Origin of the sequence: Exiguobacterium sp. s91 (assembly GCF_018618915.1) — a bacterium.
GTDB classification, from domain to species: domain Bacteria; phylum Bacillota; class Bacilli; order Exiguobacteriales; family Exiguobacteriaceae; genus Exiguobacterium_A; species Exiguobacterium_A abrahamii.
This window is the reverse complement of record NZ_JACSMZ010000001.1, coordinates 737,696-749,792: the sequence shown is the minus strand read 5'-3', so window position 1 is coordinate 749,792 and position 12,097 is coordinate 737,696. Positions and strand designations below refer to the sequence as shown.

Below are 12,097 nucleotides of genomic sequence, written 5' to 3'. Positions count from 1 at the left end.
GAACTGATCAGGGGACGCTCCCATTCTCGATTACTTAATATCAACGTATTTGTATTGGAAATCTGCTCCGAACACTTGACGGTTGAAATCTTTAACCGTCGGACGGCTCAAGTATGCAGAACCAGCTTGATAGATTGGCGCGATGGCTTGATCTTTCTCAATCAATTGCGCTTCCGCTTGTTTGAAGAGATCGAGACGTTTGTTTAAGTCAGACTCTTCATTCGCTGCGTTCAACAATTTATCATAAGCTGCAGACTTGTACTTGACGTCGTTTTGGCTATTCGTTGATTCGAAGATAGAAAGGTTAGACATTGGATCCTGATAATCCGGGCCCCAAAGTGAGTAAGAAACCTGGTAATCTCCTTTTGATTCAAGATCGAGTTTATTCTTGAACGGTTGTTGTTTGATTGAAACAGTGACGTTCGGAAGATTTTTCTCGATTTGACCTTTCATGTACTCACTGATCTTCTTCGCATCTTCATTGTCGAATGAAAGAAGTTCAATCGTCGTTTTCTTATCGCCGTTTGCTTTTTTCCAAAGATCAGCTGCTTCTTTTCCATCACGGTCGAACCAGTTGATGTCGCTCGTATAGTCTTTACCAGACGCATCTTTGATGAATTCTTTTGGAATGAAGCTTGTTGTTGGAATCGAACCGTTCGCAAGAAGCGTATCTGTGATTCCTTTTGGATCGATGGCACGAGCAATTGCTTTACGTGCATCAACATTTTTCATCGTTGCATCTTCGTTATTGAACTTCAAATAAGCGATTGAAGAACGAAGAGCTGTCTTGAATTCAGGCTTCGATTTGTAAGCTTCAACTTGCTCTGAAGTCAAACCAGCGTAATCGATATCATTTGAATCATAGAGGTTTACTACTGTTGACGTATCCTTGACGACACTGACCGTAACTTCGTCGAGTTTGACAGCGTCTTTATCCCAGTAGTTATCGTTTTTCTTCAGTACTCGTTTTGAATCCGTTTTCCAAGATTCCCAAACGAAAGGACCGTTATAGAGTAATTTATCTGGTTTAAGCGAGAAGTCTTTTTCATTCTTTTTGTAGAAGTCTTCACTGATCGGTGAGTACGTACCAAACGATGTCAGTGAGAGGAAATATGGCGCTGGACGCTCAAGTTTGACTTCTAACGTTTTGTCGTCAAGTGCTTTAACACCGAGCTCGTCGACAGCTTTTTTACCCTGCGTAACATCAGCGCCGTTTTTTAACGTGTCAAAGATGTACGAGTAACTAGATGCTGTTTTCGGATCAGCAGCACGTTTCCAAGCAAATTCGAAATCTTGTGCTTTGACGGGTGAACCATCAGACCATTTTGAATCACGAAGTGTGAACGTATACGTCAAGTTATCACTTGAGATATCTGTTTTTTCTGCAAGTGCTGGAATCGCTTTGCCGTCTTTATCGAGACGATAAAGACCTTCCATCGTGTTCCCGATCATGTTGAAAGCGACAGAATCCGTAGCTTTCGCTGGATCCACTGTCGTGATATCCGAAGAGTCTGTTAAGCGTAGATTTTTCTTTCCGTCTGTAGACCCTGAATCACTGTCTCCGCCACCTGTCGAACATCCAGCAAGCACTGCGCTTCCTGCAAGCATGACTGATAATGCGAGACCGACTGTTTTTTTCTTCATCGGTAAGTCATCTCCTTTTCAATTTCCAAGTTGCCATAATGCCTATGACATCAATAACGTCCCGTCGAAACTGCAATGTATTCCCCAAAATGCATTGACCTAGTTTCAAAAACTTAAACGAAGTGATAAATTGATTTTATGTGAGAATAGCATTAACGTCAAGTAAATAGTCACACTATTTGCTATTTTGCATCATTCGTTTGTTACCGATTCGTAACAGGATTAAAAATTTCGTATACTAAGATTATCAATGCATTTAAGGGGGATTTTCATGCGATCGACCTATTTCCGACCGGTCATCATTGCGGTCATTCTAGTCTTACTTTATACGATATGGGCGACTATCACCGATTCGACGCACGGTATTTTATACCATCTATCTGGTGGGTTGTTCATTGGAGGCTTTTTGCTTATGGCAATCGGATTCTTTTCCAATATGTCGGCTAACGGCTTCTTCCGTGGCATGACAGCTGGATTTAAAAAACAACGGGAGGCGAAGCTTCGAGAGATTGATGGCGATTACTACGAAGATGATGACGAAGAGGAAGAAGTCCTTCGTAAAAAGCAAAATCGAGCTTCTGCCCGAACGAAACCCTATGTTTCTAGTGGTATTATCTTCATCATCGTATCGCTGATCATCTCTTACTTTTAATCGAAATCACCGTGACGTACCTTCTATCGTATGGTAAACTTAAGTGAATTGAACAAGAAAACACGACGACAAAGAGTAGTAACTTAGGTACATCCCTTTCAGAGAGTCCATGGTGCTGGAAATGGACAGGTGATGCCTACGTGAATGGACTTTCGAGTGGCTGATTCGAATCAAGTAGAGTCAGATGGGTTTGCCCATTACAGCAAATTGAGCGGCTATGCGAATAGCAACTTGGGTGGCAACGCGATGAATCGTCCCTTGATTTTCAAGGGGCGTTTTTTATTTTGATTTTATTATTTGGAGGGATTTCATTATGAAAACGATTTTCTCAGGTATCAAACCAACGGGAACAGTAACACTCGGAAATTACTTAGGTGCGATGAAACACTTCGTGAATTTACAGGATGGTCATGATGCGTATTATTGTGTCGTTGACTTGCACTCGATCACGGTCGATATCGATCGTGTCGAACTGATGAACAATACACGCGCCCTTGCTGCACTTTATATCGCAAGTGGTCTGAATCCAGAAAAATCAACAATCTTTGTTCAATCAGAAGTCAAAGCGCATGCACAACTCGGCTGGATGTTGACGTGTCTCTCCGGGATGGGTGAGCTCGAGCGTATGACACAGTATAAAGATAAATCACAAGGAAAAGACCGAATCGGTGCAGGATTGTTTGTCTATCCAACACTCATGGCAGCTGATATCCTACTCTATGATGCGGAACTCGTTCCAGTCGGTGATGATCAAAAACAACATATTGAGTTAACGCGTGACTTGGCTCAACGTTTTAATAGTCGTTACTATGAGACGTTCACATTACCAGAACCAATCATCGCTGAGTCAGGAGCACGAATCATGAGCCTGACGACGCCAGACAAAAAGATGTCAAAATCTGATCAGAATCCGAAGGGCTTCATCTCGATGCTTGACGCACCAGATGTCATTCGTAAAAAAGTGAAGTCAGCCGTCACGGACTCGGAAGGTATCGTCAAATTCGATCGCGAAAACAAACCAGGTGTATCGAATTTGCTTGAGATCTACTCTTTACTCGCTGGCATCTCGATTCCTGATCTCGAAACCAAATACGAAGGTTCAAACTACGGAACATTTAAAGCAGATGTCGCGGAAGCTATCATTTCGGAACTTGAACCGATTCAACAACGCTACTATGAATTGATTGATTCTGAAGAACTCGATCAGATTCTTGACGCTGGGCGTGACCGTGCTGAAGCCGTTGCTGCTAAAAAGATCGCGAAAATCGAGAAGGCAATGGGTTTACAACGGAAACGTGCTAAGGTAAAAAAATAAGTCTTCTTCCAAAAGAGATCGGAATGCTCCGATCTTTTTTGATATTTTCAAACAAAAAACTGCTTCCGAATTAAATCGGAAGCAGTTTTTATTTTGCTTATTTTCCTTCGATCGAAGCCCATTTGTACGAGAAGTCTGCGCCGAAGTTATGCTCGACGACACCTTTGACGTATGGTTTAACGAGGAATGCACGTCCACGCTGATAAACAGGTGAGATCGCTGCAGAGTCGAGAAGGATTTTCTCAGCTTCTTGCAATTCAGACCAACGTTTCGTTGCATCTGTTTGTGTTTGAGCATCTTTGATGAGTTTATCATACTCTTCATTTGACCACTTACCACGGTTATATGGTCCGTCTGTCAAGAAGAGATCGAGGAACGTCATCGGATCTTGGTAGTCAGGTCCCCAGCCCGCGAGCGAGAATTGGAAGTCCCCTTTGTTTTCAAGATCAAGTTTGTTTTTGAATGGTTGTTGTTTGATTGTGACCTTCATACCTGGAAGGTTTTTCTCAAGTTCACCTTTCAAGAACTCACCGATTTTTTTCGAATCGTCGCTATCGTAGTTCAAGAGTTCAAGATCAACCGATTTTTGACCGATTTCCTTTAAGCCCTCTTCCCAGAGTTTTTTCGCTTCGTCTGCATTATATTCGTTGAATCCAGGATACTTGTCGCGGAAATCTTTTCCGTCAGCATCTTTCGCGAAATCTTTTGGTACGAGATAGTTCGCTGGAAGTGATCCGTTTGCGAGGATGACATCCGTGATTCCTTTTTTATCGTAACCCATGTCGATTGCGCGACGGATTTTTTCGTTATCAAGCGCTTTTACCTTCGTGTTGAGGTAGAGGTAGAAGATTGTTGATTCGCCTTTTGTTTTGAATTCTTTATTATCTTTGAACTGGGCAACGAACTCAGATGTTAAACCTGTGCGATCGATGTCACCTTTTTCGTAAAGGTTAACACCAGTTGCAACTTCTTTAACGACCTTAACGTTGATCGTTTTAAGTTTAACGGCATCTTTATCCCAGTAGTTATCGTTTTTGACCATTTTCCAGCCTTGCTCACGAGTCCACTCTGTTAATTTGAATGGTCCGTTATAGAGCGCTTTGTCTGCAGTCGAACCGAAGTCTTTTCCGATTTTCTTCGAGAGTTCTTCTGATTTCGGCATGAATGGTCCGAATCCAGTGAGTCCGAGGAAGTAATCTGCAGGTGCTTTTAACTTAACTTCGAACGTTTTGTCGTCGATTGCTTTGACGCCGACAGCATCACGCTCGCCTTTTTTCGTATTGTACTCTTCTGCACCTTCGATGTTGTAGAAGACGTATGCATACTGTGAAGCGTTCTCTGGATTAAGAACTTCTTTCCATGCATATTCGAAGTCTTTAGCTGTGATTGGAGTACCGTCAGACCACTTCGCATCACGTAATTTGAACGTGTATGTCTTTTTGTCTTCTGATACTTCATGACTCTCAGCGATACCTGGTGTTGGTTGCTGCTTGTCATCAAGACGGTAAAGACCTTCCATCGTGTTGTTCAACACGTTGAATGAAACCGAGTCTGTTGAAGTCGTCGGGTTAAGTGTCGGGATATCCGAACCTTCGATCAAGTTAAGAGTTTGATCACTAGATTTTTTGTCTGAACCTGTGTCGCCCGATTTGTCGCCTGAATCCGTTGTCGAACAAGCTGCGAGGAACGCACTTGATACGAGAGCTACTGAAGTAGCTAAAGCAAAACTTTTCTTCTTCATGTTACGATGACCCCCCTAGGTTTCTAAAAATGATACTGTCAGGTTTTTGACCGAAAAAAAAAGAATTACTATATTCGAATCAAACCCTTCGTTACAAATAGTTTACAATGTTCTGATAATTTTGCAAACCTTTTATCCGATTTTTCTAAATATTTTTTCAAAAAAGACTGGGACCTCACGAAAAAATGGTCCCAGCTCAGTGATTATTTTAGAATTTTCATTGCGCGAAGTAGGTATTCCGGTCCATAAATCGGTACTTCGATTCCTTGAATCGTATCAGAAACATATAATTTCTCTGTCGTCTGATACAAAGGAACGATGACGGCATCTTGATTGATCAACTGTCTTTCAGCTTGATGATATAACGCCTGTTTTTTCTTCATATCTCGTACCTGCCGTGCTTTTTCGATCATTTGATCGTACGTGTCAGATTGATAGTTTACGGAATTCAACGGATTATCTGATACGAACTGATTCAAATATGCAAGTGGACCTGGATAATCCGGCATCCATCCCGTTAACGTCATCGCGTACTGAGCTGACTGTTCTTTATCAATCTTCTCTTCAATCGAAGCTGGTTTAAGAACGATATCAATATCAGGCAACTGTTTCTCAAGATACGTCTCGAGCTGTTTCCCGATCCGTTTTGCCTGTGGATCATCAAAATTAAGCATCTCGATTCGTTGTTTCTTCTGTTGTTTACCATTTTCTTTTTTTACTTGTACCGGTTCTGTCATTAATACATTCGTATCTGTGACGACGAATCGATTCGTCGGAATGCCTGCATATCCTAAAGGAAGTTGAACGGACTCTTTTTCCATCAAGGCGTAAGCAATTCGTTTTCGGAGTGTCTTTTCGCGGAAGGCTTCATTTTTTTGATTAAATGCGATATAAAAGACACCGCTCCGCTTTTTTTGATAGGTTGGTCGAGAGACTTGATCTTCTTGTGTCTCGACACTCTCTTGTAACGGAAGAATCGCTGCTTTACTGTTCTCATACGTACTCCATTGCGTCTGATGATCAGAGATGATGCGGCTTTTCACTTCCTCGACTGTGACAACATTTTGTTGATGATACTGGTTGTTTTTCTTAAGCGTATATCCGTTTTTCGACATATTCTCTAGTGTAAACGCACCATTACCCGTGAGGTCTTGCCACTTCTTGGATTCCGGTTGAGGATAAAAGACGGACATCGCGAGCAATTCTTTTAGATTCGAAATCGGCTGATTCAGCGTGATGACAAGTTGATCGCGTCCTTTCGCCTTTACACCTAAACGCTCTGGCTTCATTTTTCCGTCATTGACGGCACGTCCATTTTCAAACACTTCAAATAAAAAACCATAAGGAGAATTCGTTTTATTAGCTGCGACACGTCGGAAACTATCGACAAAGTCTTGTGCCGTGATCGGCTGACCCTGCGCATTTTTCGTTTGTTTGAGTTGAATCGTATACGTCAGACGATCCTTTGAGACTGACATATCCTGTGCTAATCCTCTACGGACGGATGTCCCAGAAGTAAAGACATATAATCCTTCATACAGTTGTGCTAACAGTGTCTGAGAACGACTATCTGTCGCTAACGCAATATCGGATGTCTTCGGGAGTGATGATTCAATTAATTCAACCTTCACTGCTTGGGTCTCCTGATCTGTTTTGGTCTTTTGAGATGATGATAGACGATATATGAGCGTACCACTGAGACCAATCAATAAAAATAAGATCAATATCAGGATTGATGTTTTTCTTGTGATGTTAGTCATAAACGACTCCTTTCTGCGTCAAACACGCATTTCTCTATTGAATCAGAAAATCAGCAAAAAAGCGACCCCCTCGTTTTTTCAAGGGAATCGCTTAAGCTTAAGCTTCGTAACGTTTGAAGACGAGTGATGCGTTGTGTCCACCGAACCCGAGCGAGTTGCTCAGGGCGTAATTCAATTCGACGCTCCGTGCACCTTCCGTCACGTAATCAAGATCGCAGCCTTCACTCGGCTGTTTGAGATGAATCGTCGGGTGAACGGTTTGTTCTTGTAACGATTTGATCGTCGCAATCGCCTCGACGCCACCAGCGCCACCAAGTAAGTGACCAATCATCGATTTCGTTGAGTTGACGACAAGTTGTTTTGCCTGTTCACCGAAAACACTGTGAATCGCTTTTGTTTCAAGAATGTCGTTCATCGGTGTGCTCGTTCCGTGTGCATTAATGTATCCGACTGCTTCTGGTGCGATACCTGCATCTTGGATTGCCATTGCCATCGCACGCGCGCCACCGTCTCCATCTGGATCTGGAGCTGTGATGTGGTAGGCGTCAGCTGTTAATCCATACCCACTGACTTCAGCATAGATTTTTGCGCCACGTGCTACCGCATGCTCGTACTCTTCAAGAATCAAGATGCCTGCCCCTTCTCCCATGACGAATCCATCACGCCCTTCGTCAAACGGACGGCTTGCTGTCTCAGGATCGTGATTCGTTGACATCGCTTTGTTGGAACAAAAACCAGCAAATGCTAAGTTCGTGATTGGCGCTTCCGCTCCACCAGCGATCATGACATCTGCATCACCCCGTTCGATGACACGAAGTGCTTCCCCGATGGCATTCGTTCCTGAAGCACATGCAGTGACAGAACAATTATTCGGTCCCTTGGCTCCGGTATAGATTGATACCTGACCGCTTGCCATGTTCGGAATCATCATCGGAATGAAGAACGGGCTGACACGACGATGTCCACGCTCAAAGTAAATTTTTGCTTGTTTCTCGATTGTCTCAACGCCACCGATTCCTGATCCAATCCACACACCTGCACGTTCAGCAATCGACTTGATGTCGATTCCAGCATCTTGGACAGCTTCCATGCTTGCAACGAGTGAGTAATGAACGAATCGATCCATCTTACGTGCTTCTTTTGCCTCGATGAATTCTGTCACATCGAAGTTCTGCAATTCGCCAGTGACCTTCGTCGGATACTCATCGATATCGAGACGTTCCATCGGACGAATCCCGTTCGTTCCTTCTTTTAATGCTTCCCAGAATGTATTGGCATCGTTCCCGATTGGTGTCAGTGCTCCGATTCCTGTGACTACAACGCGTTTTCTCATCATCTTATGTGTTCTCTCCTTTAGTCCAAGTAATGTATGCTGCTCCCCAAGTCAATCCGGCACCGAATCCAGCAAGTACGAGCTTCGTACCAGGTGTCAGGCGTCCTTGTTGACGTGCTTCTTCGAGCGCGAGTGGGATTGAAGCAGCAGATGTATTCGCATGCTCATCGATGGTGACGATGACTTTCTCTTGCGGTATGTGCAGTCGTTCGCACGCTGCATCAATGATGCGTAGGTTTGCTTGGTGCGGAATCAAGATATCGATGTCTTCGAGCGTACTATCCGCTTTTTGAATGACTTTTTCAACGATTTCCGGTAATTTGCGAACAGCGAACTTAAAGACTTCACGACCATTCATCTCGATTGGTCCATCGATGTCCTTAAATAATAAATGTGCTCCGCGTCCATCTGTTCCAAGTTCAAAGGCATTAAGACCCGCTTGCTCAGTTGGTCCGATGACGACTGCCCCTGCACCGTCTCCAAATAAGATGGCAGTTGACCGGTCTGACCAGTCGACGATACTCGACATTTTTTCAGCACCGATGACGAGCGCATGTTTTCCTTCGACTGTTGCTAACATGCTAGCAGCTGTTTGTAATGCAAAGATGAAACCACTACATGCCGCACTAATATCGAATGCAGTCGCTCCGCGTGCTCCAAGACGCTCTTGAACGATACAGGCAGTAGAAGGAAATGCTCGTCCTGTTGCCGTTCCGACGACGATCAACCCGATGTCCTCTACTGTCAATCCAGCATCATCAAGCGCTTTCTGAGCAGCTTCTGTCGCTAAGTCAGTGACATCCACATCATCGGCTGCAATCCGTCGTGCCCCGATTCCTGTCCGTGTCCGAATCCATTCATCACTCGTATCGAGCGTCGTTGCTAATTCATCATTCGTCACGCGGCGTGACGGCAAAGACGTTCCTAATCCTACAATCCCGATCTTCATAAGGCATCCCCTTTTGTTATTAGTATCTGGTACTAATATAAAGCGTTAATTTGCTTTTGTCAAAGAAAAAAGGAAGAGCATGGTCTCCCGTGCCCTTCCCCATACCTCATTCTGCTAACGTCCGTACGACTTCCATGACCATTTTAGCGGAATTGATTGACGCAATCTCGAGGAACTCATCAAACGAGAGTGACGCTTCTTCATTGGCGCTATCTGAAATCGAACGCGTTACGACGAACGGAACACCGAACTGATGACAGACTTGTGCGATTGGTGCTGCTTCCATCTCGACGGCTGCGACTTCTGGGAAGTGCGCCTTGATTTGAGCAGAGCGCTCTGAATCGTGGATGAACGAATCACCTGTCGCAATCAATCCATGAACGACGCGAATTGCATCCATCCGCTCGATGACGGCTTCTGCCGTCGCAACAAGCTTCGGATCTGCTTGATAGGCAGCTGGCATTCCAGGTACCTGACCATATTCGTATCCAAATGCCGTCACGTCGACGTCGTGGTGACGTACTTCTGTTGAGACGACGACATCCCCGACCGTTAAGCCTTCCTTGAATCCACCTGCTGAGCCCGTATTGATGACAGCACTTGGTTTGTAGTGGTCTAGCAATAATGTCGTCCCGATCGCAGCGTTCACTTTCCCGATTCCTGACTTCAAGATGACGACAGGAACGCTATTTAAAAGACCTTCGTAAAAATGATAGTTTGCGATGACTGTATCTTTACGTTCTGATAACTCATTACGCAATAAGTTGACTTCCTCTTCCATTGCGCCGATGATTGCGATTGGCATAATTCATTCCTCCATCAAACAGAAAGCCGGATTGCTCCGGCTCCTGTGTTCTTTATTTGATCGATGTAATTTTTACTGCGTATTCGCCGCCTGGTGCTGGTACAGAGACTTGATCTCCGACTTGGTGCCCCATTAAACTTTTCGCGATTGGTGATTCGTTCGAGATTTTACCAGTGAACGGATCTGCTTCGGCACTACCGACGATCGTGTACGTATCTTCTTCGTTATCTTCAACACTTAAGAAAGTGACCGTCGTTCCGATACCGACAACCGAGATATCTTTCTCTTCTTCTGAGATGATGGCAACATTACGAAGCATCTCTTCAAGTTGAGCGATTCGGCCTTCGACCATCGCTTGCTCTTCTTTTGCTGAATCGTACTCTGCGTTCTCTGAAAGGTCACCGAACGAACGGGCAATCTTGATGTTCTCGACGACTTCTTTCCGGCGGACTGACTTCAATTCATTCAATTCATTTTCAATGTTCGCTTTACCTTCAAGCGTCATGTAGTATTGCTTTTCTGCCATTTTTGTCACGCTCCTTTTTATTCCACTAGTATAGTATATTCACATCTTTTTTGGAATCAATATCCTCTTTGATCGAGTGCTGAACGATAATCAAGAATCGCTCGAATCTTCGTCACGAGTAAATCGATAGCGACATGATTCTCGCCGCCTTCCGGTACGATGATGTCCGCATACCGTTTTGTTGGTTCACAGAACTGCAGATGCATCGGACGAACGACATTCGTGTACTGTTCAACGACTGAGTCGATTGAACGTCCACGTTCGTTGATATCGCGTTGCATCCGACGCAGAATGCGAACGTCCGCATCCGTATCGACGAACACCTTGATATCCATTAGTTCCCGTAACCGTTCGTCTTCAAGCGCTAAAATTCCTTCTACGATGATGACATCGCGTGGTTCGAGACGAATCGTTTCTTGTGCCCGCGTGTGGGCGACATAGTCATATACCGGTTTTTCAACGGCAATGTTTTCACGGAGCGACTGAATGTGCTCAATCAACAGACCATTATCAAAAGCGAACGGGTGATCATAGTTTGTCTGATACCGCTCCTCCATTGATAAATCACTTTGATCTTTATAATACGCGTCCTGCTCAATCATGACGATTGATTCACTTGGGAACGCATCGACGAGTGAACGTGCCACCGTCGTCTTCCCTGAACCCGTTCCGCCCGCTACACCAATTACTACCGGTTTTTGCATGTCATTCGTTCCTCCATCATTTCGACTTTTTCCGACTGACGGATACACCGTCACCGAGCGGAAAAATCGTCGTATCGTATTGTTCTTGTTCCATCATCCAGACCGTGAATTCCTTGACGAGACGCACGAGTCGACGTCTTCTTCGATCGAATGTCTTCGGATCAGACTCGAGGACATCTCCGTGTAAGAAGAGATTATCCGTATAGAGCACGCCACCCTCAGGAATGAGTCGCCCATATCCTGCAAAGAATTTTTTATACTGTCCTTTAGCTGCATCAATGAAGACCGCATCGAACTGGTCTTCAAGCGTTTCGGCTAATTCTACTGCATCACCAAAAATGATGTCAATCCGGTCCGCCACATCTGACCGGGCGATGAAGGTTTTTGCTTCTTCATACCGCTTTGCATTCCGTTCAATCGTCGTAATGCGCGCATCCGGTAGCGCACGGGCCATCCGAATCGCACTATATCCGATTGCGGTTCCAACTTCTAGAATGCGCTTCGGTTGTTGTAATCGCAATAGCGATAACAAGACTTCGGAACCTGTCAGTTCGATGATTGGTATATGATGTTCTTCCGCATAACGCTCCATTTCTTCTAACAGAGCATCTCGAGGATGAATCATTGATTCGACATAGGTCGTGAAATCATTCACGCCATTCACTCCC

The 12,097-nt window shown here is 44.4% G+C and carries 11 protein-coding genes and 1 other annotated feature; of the genes, 2 read left to right on the top strand and 9 right to left on the bottom strand.

Annotated elements, in window-relative coordinates:
* Positions 1-30: 30 nt before the first annotated feature.
* A complete protein-coding gene (locus tag KNQ06_RS03665) occupies positions 31-1,644 on the bottom strand; it encodes a peptide ABC transporter substrate-binding protein (protein ID WP_047393676.1) in 1,614 nt (537 codons plus the stop codon).
* Between the two features lie 271 nt (positions 1,645-1,915).
* Between KNQ06_RS03665 and KNQ06_RS03660 the strand changes: the two genes are divergently transcribed.
* Both KNQ06_RS03660 and trpS read left to right on the top strand, forming a co-directional pair.
* Positions 1,916-2,296, top strand: a complete 381-nt coding sequence (locus KNQ06_RS03660) for a DUF3899 domain-containing protein (RefSeq protein ID WP_029342197.1) — start codon at positions 1,916-1,918, stop codon at positions 2,294-2,296.
* A 56-nt stretch (positions 2,297-2,352) separates the two neighbouring features.
* Positions 2,353-2,558, top strand: a binding site (T-box leader).
* Positions 2,559-2,609: 51 nt separating this feature from the next.
* The gene (gene trpS / locus KNQ06_RS03655; protein ID WP_149427655.1) at positions 2,610-3,611 is read left to right on the top strand and encodes a tryptophan--tRNA ligase; all 1,002 of its coding nucleotides are present in this window, start codon (positions 2,610-2,612) and stop codon (positions 3,609-3,611) included.
* A gap of 97 nt (positions 3,612-3,708) precedes the next feature.
* Here trpS and KNQ06_RS03650 read toward each other — a convergent pair whose 3' ends face one another.
* The 8 genes from KNQ06_RS03650 to KNQ06_RS03615 form a co-directional block, all read right to left on the bottom strand.
* Positions 3,709-5,352, bottom strand: coding sequence for a peptide ABC transporter substrate-binding protein (locus KNQ06_RS03650; protein WP_215147363.1), 1,644 nt, complete (start codon positions 5,350-5,352; stop codon positions 3,709-3,711).
* A gap of 203 nt (positions 5,353-5,555) precedes the next feature.
* Positions 5,556-6,983: a peptide ABC transporter substrate-binding protein gene (locus KNQ06_RS03645; protein WP_215147361.1), complete on the bottom strand. Its 1,428-nt coding sequence runs from the start codon at positions 6,981-6,983 to the stop codon at positions 5,556-5,558.
* A gap of 226 nt (positions 6,984-7,209) precedes the next feature.
* Positions 7,210-8,448, bottom strand: coding sequence for a beta-ketoacyl-ACP synthase II (gene fabF, locus KNQ06_RS03640; RefSeq protein ID WP_050677577.1), 1,239 nt, complete (start codon positions 8,446-8,448; stop codon positions 7,210-7,212).
* A 1-nt stretch (position 8,449) separates the two neighbouring features.
* The gene (locus KNQ06_RS03635; RefSeq protein ID WP_050677578.1) at positions 8,450-9,394 is read right to left on the bottom strand and encodes a beta-ketoacyl-ACP synthase III; all 945 of its coding nucleotides are present in this window, start codon (positions 9,392-9,394) and stop codon (positions 8,450-8,452) included.
* A 106-nt stretch (positions 9,395-9,500) separates the two neighbouring features.
* Entirely contained in the window at positions 9,501-10,199 is a 699-nt protein-coding gene (gene mtnN / locus KNQ06_RS03630) for a 5'-methylthioadenosine/S-adenosylhomocysteine nucleosidase (protein WP_023468903.1), read from the bottom strand.
* Between the two features lie 52 nt (positions 10,200-10,251).
* The gene (gene greA / locus KNQ06_RS03625; RefSeq protein WP_029342224.1) at positions 10,252-10,725 is read right to left on the bottom strand and encodes a transcription elongation factor GreA; all 474 of its coding nucleotides are present in this window, start codon (positions 10,723-10,725) and stop codon (positions 10,252-10,254) included.
* Positions 10,726-10,781: 56 nt separating this feature from the next.
* Positions 10,782-11,429 carry a uridine kinase gene (gene udk / locus KNQ06_RS03620; protein ID WP_023468905.1) on the bottom strand — a complete coding sequence of 216 codons (648 nt, stop codon included), beginning with the start codon at positions 11,427-11,429 and terminating at the stop codon, positions 10,782-10,784.
* Positions 11,430-11,445: 16 nt separating this feature from the next.
* The gene (locus KNQ06_RS03615; RefSeq protein WP_023468906.1) at positions 11,446-12,084 is read right to left on the bottom strand and encodes an O-methyltransferase; all 639 of its coding nucleotides are present in this window, start codon (positions 12,082-12,084) and stop codon (positions 11,446-11,448) included.
* Between the last annotated feature and the right edge of the window lie 13 nt (positions 12,085-12,097).